The sequence below is a fragment of the Mucilaginibacter sp. P2_A4 genome, from assembly GCF_056405015.1.
In genome coordinates this window covers 106,973-130,935 of the sequence record NZ_JBFUCX010000005.1, presented here as the reverse complement: position 1 = coordinate 130,935, position 23,963 = coordinate 106,973, and the positions used below count along the sequence as shown (strand labels likewise).

The window sequence follows — 23,963 nt, the reverse complement described above, 5'->3', positions numbered from 1 at the left end:
TATGAAAAGTAATCTATTAACCTTACTCGTGTTATTAGGCGCAGGCAATTTTGCTTTGGCTCAAAAACAGGTAAATATTTTGCAGGTACCCGGTATTAACCGATATAGTAAAATTGATACCGCCGGCACTTCTGTTTTACCAAGTGGCAGGTTTATAACACCTGCAGGGGAAACCATCCGCATAACGCATGATCCATTTGGCCTCTCTGTTTCTCCCGATGGCAAAAAGGCAGTAACCCTGCATAATGGGGTTATAACACTCATTGACATTGCCTCCATGAATGGAATCAGGGTACCTGCATATGGTAAAAAAATCGCCTCGCCTCTACCCAATGGCTCATTTTTAGGCGTTGCTTTTTCTCCCGATTCAAAAACCTTATACCTTAGTGGCGGCGATAACGGGGCCGTAATTGTTTACGATGCCGAAAAGTTTATTAAAACAGATTCCTTATCCCTCAACGGTAATATTGGCGGCAAGGAATATGATGACAGTTTTACATCCGACCTACTTTTTAATACCGATAAAAATGAACTGCTGGTGCTTGATCGTGGTAACTTCCGGTTGGTAAGGATTGATCTGGGCACAAAAAAAATAACGGCATCAATTAATGCCGGCAGACAACCGTTTGGCCTGGCTTTAAGTCCGGATAAAAAAACTGCTTTTGTTGCCAACGTTGGCAGGTACGCCTACCCGCTCATCAGCGGCGCAACACCCCAAAATGCCGATTCAATCATGATATCGCAGCACCCTTATGGCGATAATACCAAAGAATCGCGCGAGGGAACGGTAATTGAAGGCAGAAAAATCCCGGGAGTTGGAGATCCGTTATCGCCCGAGGCGATGAGTGTTTTCACTATTGATTTAGCCAGCAACCAGGTTACGGATAAATTTAAAACCGGCCACCAGATTGGCCAAATGCTGGAGGATGCCGAAGTAACAGGTGGCGCAAGTCCAAATTCAATAGCGGTAGGCAGTCAATACGCTTATGTTACCAATGCCACCAATGATAATATTACCATTATTGATTACAAAAACCATAAGTTACTGGGCGATATCCCAATTAAGGTTGATAATCGTATTGATAAATTCAGAGGGTTATTGCCTTTCGGTATCAGCATAAGCAAAGATGAAAAAACACTTTATGTCGCCCTTTTAGGCTTTAATGCCGTGGCGGTAATTGATATACCTACCAAAAGTACCAGAGGCCTTATCCCCACAGGTTGGGGAACGTCAAGAGTAAAATTGTCTGCCGATGAAAGCGAAATGTACATAACATCATGCCGCGGTTACGGTGCCGGCCCTAATGGCGGGCATGGCTTTCTAGCGCCACCGCAGGGTACCTATATTGGCGATATTCAATTGGGCACCTTTCAAAAAGTGGCCATGCCTACCGATGCGCAACTTGCAGCGTACACCCGGCAGGTTATAGGAAATACTTTTGTAAGTGAACCAATATCCGCAGCCACCAAAAACCCTTTGCCGGTATTGCCAGGTTCGTCACCTACCCCAATAAAATACATCGTTTACATTACTAAAGAAAACCGCACTTATGATGAGGTTTTAGGGCAGCTAAAAAATGCAGATGGCGACAGCACCTTAGCCCGGTTTGGCGTGCATTGCGAATATACTTTACCAGATGCCTTAAAGGTAAGATTCCCAAATCTTGATGTTTCACCAAACCATATAAAAGCAGCCAAACAGTTTGCGTTTTCTGATAACTATTATTGCGATAGCGATGCATCCATACACGGGCATCACTGGATGATGGGCGTTATCCCTAATGAATGGGTCGAAGCTAATTCAAACGTAAGCAAAACAGCTAAGCTTTTCTCAAAAGCTCCTGGTCGTCGTTTCCCCGGTTCAACCGGAAGCATGGATCCTGAGGATTATGCAGAAACAGGCGGTTTATGGGAAGCTTTGGAACGTAAACATGTAGAGTTTTACAATTTTGGCGAAGCTAATGAAACCGCACACGTTCGCGAAGATTGGCAGGATGTAAACACCGGCGCCGCCCACCTTGTAATGGTACCTATGCAAAAGGCCTTATTTACCCGTACCAGCCACAATTACGCGGGCTTTAACACCAACATTCCCGATCAGTTTAGAATGGATCAATTTGAAGGTGAGTTCACCAAAATGTGGATAAAGGGCAAAAAGAAAATGCCTTCGCTTATTACTATGCAGGTACCCAATGATCACGGGGCCGATATAAGACCGAAGGATGGTTATCCCTACAGGCAATCATACATGGCCGATAATGATCTGGCCGTTGGCCGCATCCTTCATTTTTTATCGCGTATCAAGTACTGGAAAAACATGCTGGTAATTATTACAGAGGATGACCCGCAGGGTGGAGTTGACCATATAGATGCGCACCGTTCTATACTGATGCTGGCCGGTCCTTATGTTAAAAAAGGTTATGTGAGCCATACGCATGCCAATTTTGGATCGATATTAAAAACTATTTATAATATTCTTGATGTTCCTTATGTAAACCAATATGATGTTACCGCATCATTACTACAGGACTTTTTTACCGACAAGCCTGATTATACTCCTTACACTTTTGTAAAGAGCGATACCCGTGTATTTGATCCGCAGAAAGCAATGAGCCGTTACAACAAAACCATCAACTGGCGCAAAATTGAAAAGGGCCCCGAGATGGACGATGAGGATCGCGAACGCGAAGATCATTACAAACAGCAAAAAGGAAAAAAAACATCGGGCACTATAGTTAATTAAAAACCTTTTATCTACCTAAAAACAAATGCAATTTTCATTCATTTCATTCATAGCTTTTATTTTAAGCATAGGGGTTTTCACCCCAAACCCTGCCCCAAAATCAAAACATAAGTTTATAATAGCCGCTCACCGGGGAGATCATGTGATATACCCCGAAAATACCCTGGAAGCCTACCGGCAAGCCATCAAAAACGAAGCCGATTATGTGGAGATAGACCTCCGCACCACCAAAGATGGTGAACTGGTGAGTATGCATGACGGCAGCATCAACCGCATGACTGATGGCAAAGGCAATGTTAAAGATTTTACACTTGCTCAATTACTGGAGTTAAAGGTAAAAAGTAAGGACACAAGTACTACGGAAGTTTTCCATATTCCAACCTTTAAGCAGATCCTTTCATTGTGTAAAAACAAGATCAATATCTACCTGGATTTTAAAGCGGCCGATCCGGAGCTGGCCTACCAGGTGATAAAAGAATACGGTATGGAAAAGCAGGTATTGGTTTATATAAACAGTGCACCTCAGTTTACCGGCTGGCGTAAGGCAGCACCGCAAATGCCGTTAATGCTGAGCTTACCCGATAGCGTTAAAACTGTGGCAGGTATGGATAGCTTTATTGACAAATACCATCCCGATATACTTGATGGCTCATACAACCAATATACTAATGATATGGTTGCATTGGCCGATAAATACCACATCCCGGTTTGGCCTGATATTCAAAGTGCAGGTGAAGGCCCGGCTGATTGGAACAAGGCACTGGACAAAGGGCTGAGAGGTTTACAAACCGACCATCCCGCCGCGTTGGTGAAGTTTTTAAAGGAGAAAGGTTTAAGGTAAAAGTTTTTTAGGTTAAGGATTTGCTATATATTTAAGCACATTTTTCAAAATGGAATATATAGCGAATCCTTATCTATTTGAATTAATTGAAAAGCATGTAAAGTTTTTTGGGCGAAGTTTCTTTACTTCATTAGTAGTCATATTGATATATACGCCTCTATTATATAAATCATCAGCTGGGTCAATTCTCTTTTTTGGTGGCATTGAGGTTTTTTTTATTTTACTTTTAATATCTATTAATTATGGCGTTACCTTATCCCGAAGTAAAAAGTTAAATAGGGTTGTAACGAATATATTCATTAATGGCCCTGAAATTACACTTATTACGGCACCAGTGAAAACACTTATATGGATTAATTTGCCGGCAATAAAACATACAATAAAAAAAAAGCATTTTTATAAAAGCAGCGAATATGAATTAAAACAACAGATGCAGGTAAGCGGTATGGTTTTAATGTTCGACTTTTTAACAGAACAGATCTATGTAATTACGGATTATTTTGAGGAGGATATAGTGGATAAATTAAACCCTTAAACTATTTTTATTAATAAAGTTTTACCTCTGCCTGGGAACGAAAAGATAAAATAAAACCTACTCGTAAAAATGAAAACACTGGATGATCTGTTAATGCTTGGAGATGAACGTCTGTATCAAACCTCAACGCCGGTTTTAAAAACAGAGCTTCAGACTGTAAAGGACTGGGTTGCTGATATGCACAACGTGATGGAGCAGATCAGGAATAAATATCATTTTGGCAGGGCCATTGCAGCGCCCCAGTTAGGCATAATGAAAAGGCTTATTTATATGAATATAGATAAGCCTGTAGTGTTTATAAATCCCGAAATTATTGACTCAAGTACAGAGCTTTTTGAATTATGGGATGATTGCATGAGTTTCCCAAACTTGCTGGTTAAAGTAAAAAGACATCAAAAAATAACCGTGAACTATCTTGACGAGCAATGGCAGCCACAGCAATGGATAATGGACGGCAGTCTTTCCGAATTGCTGCAGCATGAGTACGACCACTTAAACGGCGTTTTGTGCACCATGAGAGCTATTGACAATACCTCCTTTAAATGGAGGGCTTCCTAAAAAAGCGTCGAGTTGATCAGCGGTAGCTAAGTTCCCGGAACCATCCCATATCCCCTACCTTATTTTTGGCAATCGCTGGTATTCTCATTTCCCTTTATTAAATTGCTTGCTGTAAACCTTAGTGACCGCGCCTTGCCGTCAACATAATAACCAATTATTGAAACTTAACTTACAGCTATGTCTACTGATCGCAGAAAATTCCTAAAGCACCTGGGTACTTCCGTTTTGTTAACTTCCGCATCCCTCAGCAGCTTAGCAGCCAGGGAAGAAAATGAACTTAGAATATTGCGCGCCGAGAAACGCATCTCACCAAATGATAAGATCCGCATAGCAACCATAGGTATGGGTATTATGGGATTTAATGATACCCAGGCAGCATTAAGCGTTCCCGGTGTGGAGCTGGTTGGCTGCTGCGATTTATATAAGGGACGACTGGACAGGGCAAAGGAAGTTTACGGAGCAAGCCTTTTTACAACCGGCGATTATCGTGAAATATTGGCCCGTAAGGATGTGGATGCAGTGATTATTGCCACCAGCGATAACTGGCACAGCCAGATAGCTATTGATGCCATGCACAGCGGCAAAGCCGTTTACAGCGAAAAGCCCATGGTGCACAAAATAAGCCAGGGCCTTGCAGAAATAAAAGCACAGCAGGATACCAAAATGGTTTTTCAGGTGGGCAGCCAGCGGGTAAGCAGTATTGCCTATAAAAAAGCTAAAGAGTTATATGATGCAGGCGCTATCGGCAAGATCAATTCTATCGAGGCTTCATTTAACCGGCAAAGCGCTTTAGGCGCCTGGCAATACACTATTCCCCTGGATGCGTCGCCGCAAAGTGTGGATTGGGCCCGGTTTCAGTCAAACGCCAAAATGAAATATGATTATGATAGCAAACGCTTCTTCAGGTGGAGGAACTACCGCGAATATGGTACCGGTGTTGCAGGCGACTTATTTGTCCACCTGCTTAGCGGCATCCATTTTATAACCGGCTCAAAAGGGCCCGAAAGGATATATTCTATCGGCGATCTGGCCTATTGGAAAGATGGCCGCAATGTGCCCGATGTGATGAGCGCGGTGATCCATTATGGCGAAACAAAAGAGCACCCTGCTTTCCAGGTAACGCTCCGGGTTAATTTCATTAGCGGTGAGGGCGACCATAGTACCACCAAAATTGTAGGCTCGGAAGGTGTAATGAACCTTATGGGCGATGATAGCTTTACTATCACCAAAAGTAAAATGCCGGTAGCCACCGGCATTGGCGGTTGGGATTCGCTATCAACCTTTACCGAAGCGCAACAGAAAGCTTTAACGAACGATTATAATAAACGCTTTTCGCAAGCCGATCAGCAAGCCCCTGCTATCCCCGGTATTACCTACAGGGCTCCGGAGGGTTACAATACCTCAAATGACCATTTCGCCAACTTCTTTGATTCCATCAGGACGGGTAAACCTGTGGTTGAGGATGCGGTATTCGGGTTTAGGGCGGCCGCGCCTTGTTTAGCCTGTAACGATAGCTATTTTGAAAACAAGGTGATCCATTGGGATGCAGAGAATATGAAGATAGTGTAAGTAAACCTGACAGCGATATTAATCACCGGAAGGCAAATTTTTTTTCAGCACGAATACTCCCCTTTAAACTAAAAAAGCGCCCCGTATCTCATTACGGGGACGCCTCATAGTATGCACTTACTATTCAACTAAATCTCAAGATATATGAAGAGATCTCAAGTCGTTTAATATATTGGATTAAAAAGAATGATCCTCCTAGGGAGAAAGACAAGCGACGAAAGACTTACGAAGTTTTAAAAACTTCGTAAGTCTGGGATTCTTAATGACATGTTATTTGCCCAAAAAACTTTCTTTGTCATCCTGAACGATAGTGAAGGATCTATTATCCATCATGCTTCTTCGCCCGGTATAGTCTGCAAATAGATCCTTCGTTCCTACCCATGACGTATTGGATTTTGAGGCGTGTGGGCCTGTCAGTCTGAGCCTGTCGAAGACTCGCGCGTAGAGGCCTTTGCCCGCTATCCTTCGACAGGCTCAGGATGACAGCCTTTTTTTGTTACGTCATTTTCTCCTTCATAGGCCACCGGATTTTATCAACTCAGGATGACAAACTTTTAGAACATCATCCTATCACTAATCACCTTAATTTACCCTTCTAAAATCGATAGCAGTAAGCTTGATACCCGTTGTTCCCAGGCTTGAGCCACCTGAACGGATAACCAGGTAAACGGTACCTGCAGTTGGGAACGAAACAACGTTGCCTGTGCCTGCACATGACAGTGATGACAGTAATGCATCAAAAGGTGTTTTACCGCAACCATTCCAGGTGTTTAAGGCAATGCGGGTTCCGCCGTCACTATAATCCTTGCCGGCTACAGGTGCAGCTTTACCAACGTAAACCTCAAACCAGCAGTCGGTAGCGCCAGAGCCTGCTACGTGCATATCAATTTTATACTGTTTGTTCGCTCTTACCTCGAAGGTTTGGATAACGCCCTGCTGCCCCCAATTGCCACCTGTTGCCAGTATGCTGCCATCATCGTTCACTTTAAAGGTAACACCGTCGCCATACTTCACAATGCTCCATTTGGTTTTATCAACCATGTTTGTTTTGGGGGTTACCGCGTCTATCAGTGCATCTGCATCAAAGTAGATGATCACCTTATTCATATCCGCGTTAATTTCCTGTTTTGATGAATTACTGATCTTAACACCCAGCGCCAAAACTTTGCCGCTATACTTATTTAGGTTAGCTATTTTAATTTTGGGTACAATGTTGCCTTTCATGATGTTGTTATCAAAAACAACGGAATCTTTTGTCGCCAAAGTAAAATCGGTCGGGTCCATCGGGATAGTATTGGCAGGGAGTGCGCCAGATGTAACCAAAGCAGCGATGTTGCCGTTATCAACGCTTACATCTACGGTTAAGGGATCAAATCCCGATTCGCCGCCCCGGTAAACCGGGATAGCAAAATTAGCGGTATGCGCTATTGTATCCACAGCCAGCTTTGAATCGTTTAGGGCGGCAACAAGGCCGTTGGGCTTTTCTGCCTGTGGCAAATAAACCTTAACTGTTTCTGTGGTTTTTGGTCCCTGCAGATATTCCTGCTTACAGGATAATACCATCGTCAGCATAAAGCAAACCGACAACTTTAGTATTGTTGATGCATGAGTTTTCATAAAATATTTTTTACTTTAATAATTCAAATCATGAAGGATCATTGCACCAGGTGGTGCAATGATCCGTTTATAGTATTACCAGCCCGGATTTTGTGCCCAATGTGTTTTTGCAATTTCGCTTTGTGGTATAGGATACCAGTTCATCTTATCGTAAAACACCCTGTTTTCTAACTGTTTAACAACATAGGTATTGGTAGCACCCGTGTTGGTGATCTCTATCCGGTTTACAGGTTTGTTAAAATAAGCCACCCCTTTTTTCCAGCGGCGCACATCCCATAAGCGGTTATTTTCAAAACTTAACTCCACATTGCGCTCATGCTCAATACGTGCCTGGTTTAATTGTACCGCTGTTATTACGGGCATTGCCGCACGCTGCCTTACCGTGTTGATAGCTTTAAGGGCCGTCATTCCATATCCTTCGGGATCAGCATCGGCACCGTAGGCATTAAACATTGCTTCCGCATAGTTTAGCAGCACTTCGCCGTACCTGAAATAGCTCCATGTATGATTAGCTGTAGTAGCGTTTACAAGATCAACAGATTGGTTTACCCATTTGGATAAGTAGTAGCCTGTTTTGGTGGCATTTTGCTTTGGCAAGCCGCTATTGCCACCGGTAAAGGTTTCAATATTAGTTGCTTTAAACAATGAACCGTTATAAACCACTGTAGCAGCAAAACGCGGATCGCGGTTGGCATAGGGATTTGCAGCATGGGCCGGATTATTCCAATCAAACGGGACGGCATTACCACCGGTAACAACCTCGTAATCATCTACAAAATTCTGGCTTGGCGTGATACTGTTACCAACGCTGTTTTGAAAAGCAATAGGGAAATTATAATACTCCACATAATTTATTGCACCGTAACGACGGTAAAAAATAAACTCCTTTGATGCAGCATTATTGGAGCCAAACAGGTTGGTGTAGCTGCCATCAAGCTGATATTTGCCTAATGCAATTACATCATGCGCGGCTTTCGCTGCCTGTGCCCATGTAGTGGTTGATCCATTGTCTTTAAACAGCGGACTTGCACCATACAATAAAGCCTTGGCCTTTAAAGCCTTGATAGCGCCTTGCGTTACCCGGCCATCATCGTACCATGAATAGGGTGAAAGATCGGCTGGAATTATGGCGCCGGCTTTATCACATAAAGTAGCTATATATTTTATACACTCATCAACAGAATTTCTTGGAATATTATCCCAGCTGCTTTTGTTACTGTAATCAAGCGGCTCTTCGAGAATGGGCATGCCGCCATAACGCTTAACCAATTCAAAATAAAAGAAAGCTTTCAAAAAAAGCACTTCCCCCTGCATAAACTTCACGTTATCGCGGGCGTTAAAATAAGCAGTTGAATCTGTTGATGTTATCTTGCCTTTAATGTAGGATATATCAACCTTATCCTTGTTTTTCAGATATTCATTAGCTTGCCTTATCCCGTTAAAATTAGTTAGCCACGCATTATCCGGGTTATTATACTGGTTCCAGATACCGTAATTATAGGTTTGTGATCTGGAGTTCACATTGGTACTTTCGGCATTATCCGAGGCCGCTTCCAGATCAAGATTAGCAAATCCATCCGGCAGGTAGCTGTACGTATTCCAAACTACCTGCTGCACGTAAGTGTAATTGGCGTATAGTTTTTCTACAGAAATATCAGCCTTTATCGTCTTTACATCCAGGTAATCCTTTTTACAGGAGTACAGCAGAGTGCTCAGCACCAACACTGTTATTATATAATGATTTCTTTTCATTTCTTGGTAATTACTAATAGTTTACTATTACAATTTCACTCTCAATCCAAAGCTTACAACCTTCATTAAAGGATAGCCCATAGAAAGCCGTTCGGCCTCCAGGTTATCAATTTTATCCCAGGTTATGAGGTTGGTGCCATTTACAAATAGCCTGATGGCATCAAGTTTCTTTAAAAATGCTTTTTTAGGCAACGTGTAACCCAACTCAATACTGCGCAGCTTAAAGAAATTACCGTTACGCAACCAAAAATCAGATTGTTGGTTGTTATTGGCATTACTTAGGGTTGACAGGCGTGGCGTTGTAGCTGTATTTGCCGTTTCGGGGGTCCAGCTATTGGCAGAAAATGGCGTAATGGAATTGCTGTTTACAAAAGGATGAGTATATAAATAGGCATCATCAAGCAGGCTTACCGTGCGGTGCATCACACCTTCTAAATAGGCGTCAAAATCAAAACCCATGTACTTAAACCCAAGGTTAAAACCTAAAGTGATCTCGGGCAGTTTAGCGTAGTTCATAGGTATTTTATCATAATCATTGATGATACCGTTACCGTCCTGATCGGCAAATTTCAAATCGCCGGGTTTCACATTTGCATATGAGGATGAAACAACACCTTGTTTTAAATTACCGCTGGCATCAAAATCAGATTGCTGGTAAAACCCTTTGTAAACCAGGCCTTTCATTTGGTCGAGCCTGTAACCCTGGGTGTACAGGTAGTTATAAGGCTGGGCGCTTTCTGATCGTTTGGTTATTTTATTACGGGCAAAAGCTACCGAGCCGCCCAGGTTATATTGAAAAGAATTAACCTGGTCATTGAAATTAAGTGCTGCTTCAAAACCTTTATTCTTTACTTCGCCGGTATTGGCATACTGCAAATTAAAGCCGGTAAAGTAGGGTACATCAGCCGATGGAATCTCTAAAATACCAGTACGTTTTTCGCTAAATACATCAACCGTTGCCGATAGTTTTTTCCATAGTTTCAGATCGACACCAAAATTCAGCGTGGTTTTTTGCTCCCATGACGCGTTGATATTAGCAAACGAACCTTCGGTCATACCGTTTTTATAGGTATTGTTTGTTCCGACGATATAGCCATTGGCGCCTACCGCCCATTGCTCATTTAAAAAACGAAAGTTTTCATTAATATTACCGGTAGTACCATAAGAAGCCCTCACTTTTAAAAAGCTGATCACGGTATTATCCTTCAGGAAATCTTCTTTAGATACTATCCAGCCCAAACCTGCTGCAGGGAAAAATCCATAGCGATGTCCCTGGGCAAAGTCGGCCGATCCATTGTAAGCGGCAGACAGATCAACAATGTATTTTTGATCATAATCATAAGTTACATTGCCCGACAGGCCCTGGGTACGAACCTGGTAAACCAGCCCATCATGGCTATAGCCCTGTCTTTGGCCCAGCACCATACCACTAAAAGTACTTTTGCCAAAGCTGCGGTTATAATCAAACCCAATTTTAATGGCGGTTCTGTTCCAGTGTTGGTTGCCTCCATCAAGTATGCCCTGGCTAACTGTGCCTATGGTTTTGTAAACCACTTTTCCGGCATCTATTACGGGCATATCATTGGCATCCTTAACAATTTCATAAGATGGTACCGTAAAAATCTTTTGATAAGTACCAACGTATTGATTGCTGAATGACAACGATCCGTTTAAGGCCAGCCCCGGGGTTATTACATCCAATTTTTCAATAAAGCCAAAGTTGGTTTGCAGGTTACGGGTATGCGAGTTATAAATACCATTTTGCTGTAAAAGCTCAACAGGGTTAAAATTATATACCGAGCTGTTTCCCCAGGTACCATTAGGGTTTTTTACAGGAAACGCAGCCGGTGGCAAGCCCAACAGGTTGTTGAACAATGATGTTGCCGTAAAGCCTGCAGGGGTATTTTTATCCTCGGTTATACCGGTGATGTTGGCCTCAACAGATAAGCTTTTACTTAGCTGCAACTCCACATTGGCCCTCAGGTTAATTTTGTTGTAATGTGCGTTTGTACCAAAATCCTTATCAATGGCGTTGGCGTTTTTGTATAAACCTTCAAAATCGGTATAGTTCATCAACACAAAAAACTTAGCCATATCATTCCCACCACGAAACGAGAAGTTATAATCCTGTATGGTGGAGGTCTTTTTCAGCATTTCATCATACCAGTTCACGTTTGGATGAAAAGGATCATTAGTTGCTTTATATAAGTCGGGATTTTTGTACTTAGTTGGCAAGCCATCGTTTTGCAAAGCCTGGTTATACAAGCGGGTATAATCATAGGCATTCATAACAGTTGGTAATTGTACCGCGCTTAATATGCCGTACCTGCCGTTAACGGTTATCTGGGTTTTAGGCAAATTGCCCCCCTTTTTGGTGCGGATGCTTAGTACACCTGCCCCACCCTGCAAGCCATATATAGCTGTAGCGGCGGCATCTTTTAAAAGCGTTACCGATTCAATTTCATAAGCCGACAAGGAGCTGATAGCGCCCATATCTACCTGGAAACCATCAAGGTAAATCACTACCTGGTTACCGGCAATATTCCAGCTGCTTTGCCCGCGTACATAAAGCGTGGGGTTATCATAGCCAGGCTCGCCAGAACCGGTTACTACAGTTAAACCGGGAATACGGCCCTGCAGCGTATTTAATAAATTACCGGCCATCATATGGGTTAGTTCCTCGCCTTTAAGCGTAAAAACAGCGCCCGTATTTCTCCATGATTTTTCAGTCCTTAATCCATAGTCAACTGTGTTGGTTTTATTCTGATCAGTTTTAATGGAATCTGCTGAAATTACATTCTTAGTTTGCGCATTCGCGACAGAAAAACTACAGAATGAAAAAATCCAGGCAAAAAGTTTTATATATTCTTTTTTCATTTTTTTCATTAGTTAAAATGTGTAAAAGCCAATTACCATCCTGGATTTTGTCCATCCCAGCCCTTAGCATTACCCAGGTAACGCTTACTTACTTCATCATTAGGGAATGGAACGTAATAGTACCTTGCCGGGAAAACCCTTGTAACAAACGAGGTAGTTTGCCAGGTACGTTTTAAGGTACCGCCAACATTACGGGCTGTAGTTACAATGCCATGCAAGGTTCCGTTTAATACAGATTTGGCTTTTAACCAACGATTAAGATCATTATACCTGTGGCCTTCATAAGCAAATTCAATAGTACGCTCATTATGTACTGCATCTCTGAAAGCGTTTGCATCTACGGGATGTTTCTCGGGCATGCCTGCTCTTTTCCTGATCAGGTTAAGATAGTTGGTGGCATCACCTGTAGGGCCCTGGTACTCGTTAATAGCTTCGGCATAGTTTAAATAAAACTCTGCAAGGCGAAACACCGGCCATGCAAAATGATTATCGCTCATGTTATCAACACGGGCAACAAACTTGTAGGTTTCCATGGCATACCCATCAACACCGGCATCGCTGCTGGCCAGGTTACCATCGGTACTGTAATCGCCTTTTTTGTAGTAGGCCAATGTACCCCGCTGGCTGCTGTAGTACATACCATCATAAGCAATGGTTTGGTAAAAGCGCGGGTCGAGGTCGAGCGCCTTAATATCGGTAGGCAAATCGGTTCCGCTGGCGGGTAGTGTCCATTTTGTACCATCCTTTTTTTCATACTGCTGCATAAACTCAATGGGCACATTATTTTTAACACCCCATTGGGCCAAACGCAGTTTTGATGACAGGTACTGGCCCCATGCAGATCCATCGCCCCAGGCATTACCGCTTGGTACCTGGTTTGAGGTGTTTACCAATATCAGTTCCTGGTTGGCAAACACATTCCAAACAGATTCATAATCGCCAATGGTTGCATAGGTTTCGCCGGTAGTTACCGCTTTGCCTGTGTTGTAAAGCGATACTGCCGATGCGCCGGCGGCGTCAATCACATCTTTAGCAGCTTTTGCAGCCTTGTTCCAACGCTCGGGATCATAGGTAGGATAAGCCAATACTGTATCCCGGCCATCGCCATAACGGGCTCCGGTAACTTCTGATTTAAGATTGGCCGGTGTATTATACAACGGGCTTGCCGCATACAACAGGATTCGTGATTTAAGGGCAAGTGCCGCCAGTTTTGTTATCCGGCCATAATCTGCCGATGGGCGTGTGGCCGGCAACAGCGCCGCAGCCTGATCACACCATTTAACTACACTATCAACCACAGATTGCACCGAACTACGGGGTACAGATATTTTACCGGTACCATCCAACGGTTTATTTACAATTGGGATGCCTCCGTAATACCTGAACAGCTCATAATGCTGCATGGCGCGGCAAAATAAAGCCTGCCCTTTTACATCCTGTTTCCAGCTGTTATCGGCATCGGTAACCATATTGATGTTTTTTAATACCAGGTTGGCCTGGCGGATACCTTTATAATGCCAGCCAAAGCCGTTGCCGTTATCGGCACCAAAGCCATAATCACAAGTGGCGTTGGCGCTCATGTTACCGGTAATGTAGGTACCTGTACCAATGGTGTTTGAGGCCCAGTCATACGCCGGATGGATAATATAAAGCTGATCTGTAATAGCTTCTGGGCGGCAGCCGTCATACGTTTCGGGAAAATAGCCCCGGATACATAGCATGTACATTTGCGCCACAGCGTATTGCGCCTGGTTTTTAGTATGAAAAATAGTATCAACCGTTACCGAACCACCTTTTGGTTTTTCAAGAAAACTCTTCTTACATCCCGGTGAAAGTATACCGCCAATTAAGCATGCAAAAAGCAGTATAATTATATTTTTTGTTTTCATCTTTTCTCGCTTTATTAATTAAAAATTAACATTTAAGCCAATATTGTAGGTTTTGGTAAGCGGGTAGCCCACGTAGCCCAAATTCTCCGGATCGCCCCAGATTTTGTTTGGCGACCAGGTATAAAGGTTGGCTCCGTTCACATACAGGCGCGCCGTGCGGATACCTGCCCGTTTTAAAAAGGCCGGTTTAAATGTGTAGCCTATCTCCATGTTTTTTAACCTTGTATAGGAAGTATTTTTAAGGAAAAAAGTATTGTAGGTAGCCGCCTGGTTATATGCCGCGATAGGGAAATCTATCCGCTCGCCGGCATTGTACCGTTCCTGGGTAAAACGGTTTGCATCTACCTCAAAAAGCGATTGTTGTTTATTAAAGTGGATGGTGCTGTTGGCAAACTTGGCTACTCCGGCTACTCCCTGTAATAAGGCCGAAAAATCAAACCCCTTAAAGCTAAAGCCAAATGATAGACCATAGCTTAATTCCGGAATATCTGTTTTGCCGGTCCTGGTATAATCTTTTTCGTTGATCACGCCATCTTCATTAATATCAACCAAACGAACTTCGCCCGGTTGTAGCGCCGCCCCGGCATAACCAAGGTCTTTTTGATAAACCGGCTGACCTGCGGCGTTTACATAAGGCTGGCCCGCTTTGTTAAGCGCCCTTACAGGGTTTGATAACACCGGGTTACCATTACCATCAATTGCATACAGGGTTGACCATGATGTATACAGTCCATTGGCTTGCAACATTAAAGGTTGATTAATTGGGCGTCCTGTGGCAGCCTGGTATTCTAAGCCCGGCACAATGGCTTCATCCCTGAAAATGATTTTGTTTTTATTGGTTGAAGCATTGCCCTTTACCCACCAGGTAAATTTGCCGGGGGTACTGTTGTAGGTTAATTCAAGCTCGTTACCCCAGTTTTTAACCTCGCCCAGGTTATACGGCGGCAAGGTAGCCTGCACAATTTGAGGCACTGTGCCTTTATAGGAGAGGATGTTGATACGGTGTTCATTGTAATGATCAAAAACAACGGTTACCCTATCATTAAATAAATGGGCCTCTAAACCGATGTTTGATTTTGTAGCGGTTTCCCAGGTAACATCAGGGTTACCGATAACGCTTTCATATGCACCGCGGATGGTATTACGATCATTAAGGGTACCAAAGGTGTAACCACCACCGTTGTTGTAACCCTGCCCATATTGCCAGGTATCCGGTAAGTACAAATAACGGGCGCCGCCTATATTATCATTACCAACCTTACCCAAACTACCGCGTACCTTTAAATAGGTTACGTAATCGTTTTTAGGGAAGAAAGATTCGTTACTGGCTACCCAGCCTAATGAATAGGCAGGCAAAAAGCCAAACCGTTTACCTTCGGGGAAGTTTTCTGATCCGTTATATCCCATGTTATACTCGGCAAAATACCGGTTATCATAGGCGTAGGTAACCCTGCCGGCCACACCCATATAAGCATGCGGAAGATCATAGGCTAAATTCGGGTCGTATTTTTTCTCGGCATTGTACAGCAAAAGGCCGGTTACCGCGTGTTTTTTGGCAAACGTGCGGTTGTAGTTAATGGAGAACTCGCCATAAACCTTGCGCCATTTACCGTTGTTCCAGTCAGACCATCTTTGCGGCGGGGTATCATCATTTAGCTGTACCAAAATGGGGTCCAGCTTATTACCGTTAGGATTTGCCCTCACTCCATACAACAATGGCTTGTAACCACCACCTGTACGGCTGCTGAAATAGCTATCATAAGCTCCCTTGGCATTTACAGATAAACCTTCGGTAATAAAATCAAGCTTATGGCTTAGCCTGATGGCCGAGTTTAATGTACTGTTATTGGTAATATTATAGTTATTGCTGCTGGCAATAGCATATAGCGGATTCAGCTGATCGTTTTGGTTACTGAATGGCACCACAAATTTGCCATTAATCATTCCCGGCGATCCAAGCGGAGATGACCACAGGATACGTTTCTCCCAGGTGTAGCCATCATTATCCATCCCGGTGATGGTAACAAACTGGGTACCTACATCTACCGAGATCCTGAAATTTTTGTTTACATCAAAATCCAGGTTGCCGCGCAAATTGTAGCGTTTCTTTTTAAACTGCATCTCATCAGAGAAAGGCATATAATCGGTATTAAATAAACCGCCCTGGGTAAGGTAACCTAAGGAAACAAAGTATTTTACAGATTCGGTACCGCCGGTGATGTTGGCATTATACTGGGTTTGAGGCGCGAAATTTTTAAAGATCTGCTTTTTCCAATCCTGGTCCGGGTGACCGTAGGGATCATAATAAGGATTTGTTTGCCCGTTTAAGGTTGGCGTATGCGCGTTCTGATAATATTTCAGATCCTCGGGCGAGTAATAAATGGTAGCCTCTTTTATCCAGTTGGCATCCCTTTTTTGAGCAAAATCATTCCAGGTTTTGATATCCGCATCTTTAGCATGCTGAATCCAGTAATTTTCATAACTCTGCTCATTCAGCAAGGAAGCATATTGATAGGAGTTAACAAAATTAGGCATCCTCGAAAACTGCGATATCGCGGTTTGGGCAGTTGCACTAACCTTTGGCGCTCCTTCTTTACCACGCTTGGTGGTAATTAATATTACGCCGTTGGCACCACGCACACCATACACAGCCGTAGCCGATGCATCTTTTAGTATGCTGATGGTTTCTACTTCGTTGGCATCAATATCATTATAACTATCCCGCACAATACCATCAACCATAATTAATGGGGCAGTTTGGCCTGTGTAAGTACCTACACCCCTGATATACAGGGTTGAGTTATCATCGCCCGGTTTTCCCGATGTTTGGATAGCTGTTAAACCAGATAACCTACCGGCCAAAGCATTGCTTAAATTGGCAACAGGCGATTGTGTAAGATCCTTAGTGCCGATTGTAGAAATAGCACCGGTGATGGATTCCTTTTTTTGCGTACCGTAACCTACCACAACAACCTCGTTAAGCCCCTGCTGGGTATCTTCGAGTATTACGTTTAGTTCCGAACCGCCGTTGAGCGCTACTTCTTTAGTGGTAAACCCAATGAAAGAGAATGTTAATGTGGCATTGGCATCTGATACATTAATGGCATAAGTACCGTCGGTACCTGTTACGGCCATAGCCTTGCCTCCTTTTTCTTTAACGGTTACACCGGGTACAGGTAAACCCAATTTATCGGTTATTTTACCGGTTATTTTTTTGGGCGGACCATTGCTGTTGTTTTGATTGGTTGATTTTTTTTGGATGAGTATGGTTTTATCCTCAATTGAATAGGTTAAAGCTTGTTTACCCATACAAGCGTCCATGGCCTGTTTTAAGGTTACATTGTTAAGATCAATTGTAACGGGTTTGGCAAATTTAATATCGTCTGAGTTGTACAGGAAATCATAATTGGTTTGATTCCGTATCTCCTCAAAAACTTCTTTTAAAGTAGCCTGTTTTACTTTTATAGTAACTTTCTGCGCGTAAGTTGCAGCAGTTACCTGTAAAAAAGTTGCCGTTAACAAAATAAGAGTTAGCTTCATGATAAGCACAGGTTTATATAGGCGCCCACGTTGTTTTCCGCAAGTAAATGCAGTAAAAATTTTATACATTTGAATGTCAGTTTATTAATAAGTGGTTGTATTCGCTGCAATTATTTTCATTATCTGACGCAGCCATAACACGGCTGAGGCCAGGGGCGGTACGAACGCTCCTGGTTTTTATTTTGTGCAGATAATTACTGGTATAGAAAAGGAGAGTGTAAAACTATTCCATAGCAGTAACCCTCCTTCCTGTGACCTTAAAGTGAACTTTCCCAATTTTTTCCAGGTTTTTCAATAATTCATCAATGCCTTTTGTGCGGTAAAATGTGCCGCCAAAATGCTGTCCTTCAAAATTTCCCTTTTGCTCCACATCAACATCATACCAGCGCGATACCTTTTTTAGTATGGTGGCAATGTTATCATCATTAAATATGAAATAACCGTTTTTCCAGGCCATTACCTCGTTGATATTGGCTTGCGAAACCCGGATCATATCGGCGCCATTGTTTATCACTGCCTGCTGACCGGGCTTTAACAAACTCTGGCTATTATTCTTACTCACCTGAACTGAGCCTTCCAATAAAGTAGCTTTAAGCTCGTCATCATCATTATAGGCCGAAATATTGAAATGTGTACCCAATACCCTTACCTGCACGTTGTTGCTGTTTACATAAAAAGGCTTGTCTTTATTTTTAGCCACTTCAAAATAGGCCTCGCCGGTTAGCTTAACCCGTCTTTCGTTACCAGCAAACTCAACAGGATAGCTTAATGACGATGCAGAGTTTAACCATACGTGGGTGCCATCGGGCAGCACCACCTGGTATTCGCCGCCGCGCGGGGTAGATAGCGTATTGTACACTAAGGCGTTATCAATAACTTTTGCCTTAACATCAGTTGGCAAAGCATCATACACCAACTTTCCGTTGGCCACTTTATTTACCTGTACCTGGCCGGCCTTTGCAAGCGTGCCGTTAGCCTTATTATCCAGCACTATGGCTTTGCCATTGGCCAGTGTTAATACCGCCTTATTACTCCCCGGTAAAATTTTTGACGACTTAACCATTGCAACCTGGTTATCAACGGGCTTGTGTTTATGTATCAAATAAAATCCAACGGCGCTAAAAACAGCAATTACCGCTGCAACTTTCGCCACGCTGCCAAACAGACTTACAATTTTTGTTTTGGGCTTAACAGCCAGCGGAGCTTGGTTAAACCTTGGGTCGGTTTTAATATTATCTAACACCTTGCGGGCCTGTATTTGGTTAAACTCGGGGTCAGCATCAAGCTTTAATGATTCTTCATCAACAAGGTCGGCTATTTCGGCAGGGTTCTCTTTCAGATAGTTGAGTAGCTCTGTACAATCAGCCCTACTTATAGTATCATCAAAATATTGCTGCAGCAAATACTTTAGCCTGTTATTGTTCATATAATTGGTTTATAACAAAACCCGGAAGGGGTTAATTATGTAGAGAACACGCAGAAACTACCATAGGACTAGTTGAGAATAAAGTTTTTTTTATTGCGTGCGAATTTTCTCTTTTCATGCCAGTGTTTTTTTAGTTTTAGTGAGACACTAAAGGTTCTTGATTACATTTACAGCTCGAATCATAACAAATGAAATGGATCACCCGTGAACGCCCTAAGATTGACCGCATCGCCTGCCCCTGGCTGATCAAAAGGTTTATTGATGCTGATGCGGAGATCATCTTTGTACCATTTGACCAGGTGTTGATAAAGGCCGGCGAGTTAAACGCCACACCCTTTGACTTGCCTGGCGTGGAATACACGCATTATGACGACCATTGCACCTTTGATTATTTTATCAAAAAGCACCAGTTGAAAGATGCCGCGCTTGACCGTGTAGCCGCCATAGTTCGCGGTGCGGATACCGACCGGCATGACTTTGCCCCACAGGCAGCGGGGCTGGAAGCGATATTTTCGGGGCTGGCGTATAATATTAAAAATGACCAGGAACTCCTGAACCTGGGCATGACCATTTACGATGGCCTGTATAGCTGGGCGAAACATCTCCACCAGTTGAAACATACCCAGGCCGGGCCCGTGGAGCAAATGCTGCTGGAGGTATACCATAAATACATCAAAGAAAACAAATCTAAAAAAGCGCCTGAATGGGCAAAAGAGCTTAAAGAAATGATCCAGGATCAGCTGGATACCAATATGGCTTTAAGCCTGCAGCAGGTATCCGATGAGCTGGAGATCAACCCAACCTATTTATCAAGAGAATTTTCCAAATACTTTGAAAACCTTTCTTTTGGAGAATACATCCGGAAACTACGCATTGAAAAAGCCATGCACCTGATGGGCAGCACCGATTACTCCTTAACCGAGATCGCTTACCTCACCGGCTTTTCTGATCAGAGCCATTTTACCCGCATATTCAAAAAACAGACCGGTCAGACGCCTACCCTCTATAAAAAAAACAGCGGAAAAAGTAAAAAGGATACCAATAGTTAAATCCATTCTATTTACAGCACGCCTTTATCGGTAGTATTGCATAGATGAAATTCCACTATCTATGAAAACACCAAATAATAACCGCAGGCAATTTTTACAAACTACAGCACTTGCCGGTGCAGCTTTACTGTTACCCATTGATCAGTTAAAAGCCCTTCCCATGCCGCAGGGTAAAACACCCGCCTTAACGACAGAGGAAATGGCCGCTGTTGATGCAGCTTTGGGTAAAAAAGGCAGCTACAAAGATGCTGAAGCTGTTTACACCACTCCATTGCCCCGCAACGATCTTAAAATGAAAATTAAAGGTGAGCCTGTACCAATTCCTTTTGGTTTTGGTGGTTGGGTATCATTCAAAAAGACCATTGATGGAAAATCGGCCATGGTGATGAGTGATACGGTATTGCAAATGGAGGAAGTTAATCCATTGATCTCCGCAGCCCATGCCAACGGCCTGGAAATAGCCGCTATACACAACCACTTTTTTTACGAAGAGCCCCGCATATTCTACATGCATATTCACGGGATGGGGAGCGTGGCTGAACTGGCCAAAAAATATGCGGATACCATCCGCGACAGCAAACTCTTCCCATCTAACCAGCCAGCACCATCAGCACCGCCAACGGTTACCGGAAAGGAAAACTTTGACCTGCCCGCATTGGACGCCATTGTGAAATATACCGGCACGGTGAACGGGCCGACCTATAAATATACTATTGGCCGGGCCGACCTGAACGTTGTGGCAATGGGCGTGGAAATGACAACCAACATCGGCCTGAATAGCTGGGCTTCTTTCGCTGGTAAACATGATGATGCACATATTGCCGGGGACATTGCTATGCTGCAAAGTGAAGTAAATGGCGTGATCAAAACCTTACGGGCGCATAACCTGGAAGTAGTTGCAGTACACAACCACATGCTGGGCGATGATCCGCACATGATTTTCCTGCATTATTATGGCCGTGGCAATGCGGCTACATTGGCGCAAGGTTTCCGTGCTGCTTTGGATGTTTTAGGAAAACAAGCAAAAAAAATGGAAAGTATGAAGATGTAATTATCCATGAACCTTTAAACCCGATTGTTATGAAATGGATCACCCGTGAACGGCCAAAAATTGACCGTATCGCCTGCCCCTGGCTCATTAAAAACTTTGTCGACCCATCAGCCGAGTTTTTATTTGTGCCTAAGGAACAGGTTATCGAACTGGCAAAATCGCTTAACGCGATACCGTACGATATTGCCGGAGTGGAATACACTCATGAGGGCAAGCGCTGCACGTTTGACTATATCATCAAAAAACATGGCTTAACAGATTCAGCGCTTTTGCAGATGGCAGATATTGTCCGCGGCGCCGACACCAACCGCTTTGACCTGGCACAACAGGCAGCCGGCCTTTGGGCCATCTCCGCCGGATTATCCTATAACTTTAAAGATGATCAGGAGCAACTTGCTTATGGGCTGATCATTTACGATGCCCTGTATAGCTGGGCTAAATATGTACAAACGGAAATACACACATGGAAGAACAATTGATAAAACTGCGCCCCGCTTATTCTTTGGCGGATATTACAAAGTACTTTCTAAAGCTCGGCACCTGGGGGTTCGGCGGTCCGGTGGCCTTAGTTGGCTACATGCAGCGTGACCTGGTAGACAAAAAAGGCTGGCTAACCGAGGAAGAATACAAGGAGGGCCTTGCATTGGCGCAGCTTGCACCAGGACCTTTGGCCGCGCAATTAGGCATCTATATTGGCTTTGTACATTACGGACTGATAGGCGCCACGTTAACAGGGCTGGCTTTTGTACTGCCTTCGTTTATCATGGTGGTATTATTAGGGATGGCTTACCAGCTTTACGGGGGACTGCCCTGGATGCAGGCGGTGTTTTACGGCGTTGGTGCAGCCGTGATTGGTATCATCGCTATGAGTGCTTACAAACTCACTATAAAATCCATCAGCAAATTTGAGCCGGCTGCTATGAAATCCAAATGGCCTTTGTGGCTGTTTTATATAGCGGGCATCGTTATCACCGTTATTACCGAGCGGGAAGAGATCCTTTTATTTATCGCTTGCGGCATTTTATATATGGTTATTAAAGCGCCGCCGCAATGGCTCAAAAAACCTGCGGTATTACCTGCGGGTATAATGATCAGCACGGGCTTTTGGAAATATGAAGGCAAAACCCTGGAACAAATTGCCTGGTTCTTTGCCAAAGCAGGGGCTTTCGTCTTTGGCAGCGGGCTGGCCATTGTGCCTTTCCTGCATGGCGGTGTGGTGAAAGAATTTGGCTGGCTGAATGAGCACCAGTTTGTGGATGCAGTTGCCGTGGCAATGATCACACCTGGCCCGGTGGTGATTACCGTTGGCTTCATCGGCTACCTGGTTGCAGGTTTTCCCGGTGCTTGCGTTGCTGCATTGGCTACTTTCCTGCCATGTTATCTATTTACAGTTGCCTTAGCGCCATCTTTTAAAAAAATTGCTAAGAATACCAGCATCAAAGCTTTTGTTGATGGCATTACAGCAGCGGTGATTGGCGCTTTGGTAGGCTCTGTAATTGTGATTGGTCTGCGGTCAATCATTGATATACCTACCGTACTCATCGCAATTGCAGCTGTATTGGCCCTTATTTATATCAAAAAATTACAGGAGCCGTATATCATTGGTATTGCCGCAATCATCGGCATATTGATAAAAACGCTATAATCAACGTTTTTTGCTAAACCCAAAAAAACAGGGCTAAAAAATAGATCAGGTCAGAATATTGCAGGTGGGATTTTAAAGTTTTAAGCGCCTCAACCATATGATTTTTTACAGTATTTGGTGATATCTGTAACTGTTCTGCAATCTCCTTATGCGTAAGGTGCTCTACCCTGCTTAGTCTGAAGATGAGTTGCTGTTGCTTAGGCAGTTTATTGATGATCTGTTCGGTAAAATGTTCAAGGTCATGTACCAGCACATCCTCTTCGGTACCGTTATGTACTGTAGTGATATGATCAATTAATTTTTCGCTAAGCTCTCTCGACTGGCAAATTTGCCTCAGCGCATTTAGGGATAGCCTTTTAGCAATTACATACAAATACAGCCATATATTTCCTTCCGGATTTAGCTTTTGCCGGTTAATCCAAAGGTTTATGAAGCATTCCTGCACAATTTCCTGGCTTTGCGCAGCATCCTTTAAAAACCTAAATGCCACCCTGTAAACCTTACCGCAGTATGTTTCATAGATCATATCAAACGCGGCTTCATCGCCCGCAATCAATTGCTGAATATAACTGCTGCTAATTTCCTGGTGCACTTTTGCTGTTTATAAATTGGTTTATAAATATAAAGAGTAAATTTTCGCAATTCATAACATTAAATTAAAGTAGTGGTATTGTAGTGGCAATAAAAGCATCAATTACACGTTGTGTAAAAAGCAAGACAAGTGAGATAATACACTATCTTACAGCACATAACGTCAAATTATTATCATTTACCTATCACAACTCCTGCCTGTTAAAAAAATAAAAAAAAGTCCAAAAACTTATTTCAAGTTATTGAAATTGTTCAGTGGCTATCCTCCGCTTAGTTTAAA

Annotated in this window: 16 protein-coding genes; 9 read left to right on the top strand and 7 right to left on the bottom strand. The window is 43.3% G+C overall.

Features of this window, described 5'->3' with window-relative positions:
* Nucleotide 1 precedes the first annotated feature (1 nt).
* The 5 genes from AC1DYB_RS11655 to AC1DYB_RS11635 all read left to right on the top strand — a co-directional run bounded on the left by AC1DYB_RS11655 (nucleotide 2) and on the right by AC1DYB_RS11635 (nucleotide 6,246).
* Nucleotides 2-2,743 carry a bifunctional YncE family protein/alkaline phosphatase family protein gene (locus tag AC1DYB_RS11655; RefSeq protein WP_477435048.1) on the top strand — a complete coding sequence of 914 codons (2,742 nt, stop codon included), beginning with the start codon at nucleotides 2-4 and terminating at the stop codon, nucleotides 2,741-2,743.
* 25 nt (nucleotides 2,744-2,768) lie between these two features.
* The gene (locus AC1DYB_RS11650) at nucleotides 2,769-3,584 is read left to right on the top strand and encodes a glycerophosphodiester phosphodiesterase family protein (protein ID WP_477435046.1); all 816 of its coding nucleotides are present in this window, start codon (nucleotides 2,769-2,771) and stop codon (nucleotides 3,582-3,584) included.
* Nucleotides 3,585-3,918: 334 nt separating this feature from the next.
* Nucleotides 3,919-4,119, top strand: coding sequence for a hypothetical protein (locus AC1DYB_RS11645; protein ID WP_477435044.1), 201 nt, complete (start codon nucleotides 3,919-3,921; stop codon nucleotides 4,117-4,119).
* A 69-nt stretch (nucleotides 4,120-4,188) separates the two neighbouring features.
* Nucleotides 4,189-4,677: a peptide deformylase gene (locus AC1DYB_RS11640; protein ID WP_477435042.1), complete on the top strand. Its 489-nt coding sequence runs from the start codon at nucleotides 4,189-4,191 to the stop codon at nucleotides 4,675-4,677.
* A gap of 177 nt (nucleotides 4,678-4,854) precedes the next feature.
* Entirely contained in the window at nucleotides 4,855-6,246 is a 1,392-nt protein-coding gene (locus tag AC1DYB_RS11635) for a Gfo/Idh/MocA family protein (protein WP_477435040.1), read from the top strand.
* A 582-nt stretch (nucleotides 6,247-6,828) separates the two neighbouring features.
* On the opposite strand, the gene AC1DYB_RS11630 is transcribed toward AC1DYB_RS11635, so the two are convergent.
* From AC1DYB_RS11630 to AC1DYB_RS11605, 6 genes are all read right to left on the bottom strand, one after another.
* On the bottom strand, nucleotides 6,829-7,863 hold the full coding sequence (locus AC1DYB_RS11630; RefSeq protein WP_477435038.1) for a DUF1735 domain-containing protein: 1,035 nt from the start codon (nucleotides 7,861-7,863) through the stop codon (nucleotides 6,829-6,831).
* Between the two features lie 75 nt (nucleotides 7,864-7,938).
* Nucleotides 7,939-9,615, bottom strand: coding sequence for a RagB/SusD family nutrient uptake outer membrane protein (locus AC1DYB_RS11625; RefSeq protein ID WP_477435036.1), 1,677 nt, complete (start codon nucleotides 9,613-9,615; stop codon nucleotides 7,939-7,941).
* Nucleotides 9,616-9,642: 27 nt separating this feature from the next.
* Nucleotides 9,643-12,492: a SusC/RagA family TonB-linked outer membrane protein gene (locus AC1DYB_RS11620; RefSeq protein WP_477435034.1), complete on the bottom strand. Its 2,850-nt coding sequence runs from the start codon at nucleotides 12,490-12,492 to the stop codon at nucleotides 9,643-9,645.
* Nucleotides 12,493-12,524: 32 nt separating this feature from the next.
* On the bottom strand, nucleotides 12,525-14,381 hold the full coding sequence (locus AC1DYB_RS11615; protein ID WP_477435032.1) for a RagB/SusD family nutrient uptake outer membrane protein: 1,857 nt from the start codon (nucleotides 14,379-14,381) through the stop codon (nucleotides 12,525-12,527).
* 18 nt (nucleotides 14,382-14,399) lie between these two features.
* Entirely contained in the window at nucleotides 14,400-17,921 is a 3,522-nt protein-coding gene (locus tag AC1DYB_RS11610) for a TonB-dependent receptor (RefSeq protein ID WP_477435030.1), read from the bottom strand.
* A 223-nt stretch (nucleotides 17,922-18,144) separates the two neighbouring features.
* Nucleotides 18,145-19,347: a FecR family protein gene (locus AC1DYB_RS11605; protein WP_477435028.1), complete on the bottom strand. Its 1,203-nt coding sequence runs from the start codon at nucleotides 19,345-19,347 to the stop codon at nucleotides 18,145-18,147.
* Between the two features lie 188 nt (nucleotides 19,348-19,535).
* On the opposite strand from AC1DYB_RS11605, the gene AC1DYB_RS11600 reads away from it, so the two are divergent.
* The 4 genes from AC1DYB_RS11600 to AC1DYB_RS11585 all read left to right on the top strand — a co-directional run bounded on the left by AC1DYB_RS11600 (nucleotide 19,536) and on the right by AC1DYB_RS11585 (nucleotide 23,092).
* A complete protein-coding gene (locus tag AC1DYB_RS11600) occupies nucleotides 19,536-20,396 on the top strand; it encodes a chromate resistance protein ChrB domain-containing protein (RefSeq protein ID WP_477435026.1) in 861 nt (286 codons plus the stop codon).
* Nucleotides 20,397-20,457: 61 nt separating this feature from the next.
* Nucleotides 20,458-21,447 carry a DUF1259 domain-containing protein gene (locus AC1DYB_RS11595; protein WP_477435024.1) on the top strand — a complete coding sequence of 330 codons (990 nt, stop codon included), beginning with the start codon at nucleotides 20,458-20,460 and terminating at the stop codon, nucleotides 21,445-21,447.
* A gap of 29 nt (nucleotides 21,448-21,476) precedes the next feature.
* A complete protein-coding gene (locus AC1DYB_RS11590; protein ID WP_477435022.1) occupies nucleotides 21,477-21,926 on the top strand; it encodes a chromate resistance protein ChrB domain-containing protein in 450 nt (149 codons plus the stop codon).
* Entirely contained in the window at nucleotides 21,911-23,092 is a 1,182-nt protein-coding gene (locus tag AC1DYB_RS11585) for a chromate transporter (RefSeq protein WP_477435020.1), read from the top strand. The genes AC1DYB_RS11590 and AC1DYB_RS11585 overlap by 16 nt, the downstream gene beginning before the upstream one ends.
* A 13-nt stretch (nucleotides 23,093-23,105) precedes the next feature.
* Here the strand turns inward: AC1DYB_RS11585 and AC1DYB_RS11580 are convergent, their stop codons facing one another.
* Nucleotides 23,106-23,684, bottom strand: a complete 579-nt coding sequence (locus AC1DYB_RS11580; RefSeq protein WP_477435018.1) for an RNA polymerase sigma factor — start codon at nucleotides 23,682-23,684, stop codon at nucleotides 23,106-23,108.
* Between the last annotated feature and the right edge of the window lie 279 nt (nucleotides 23,685-23,963).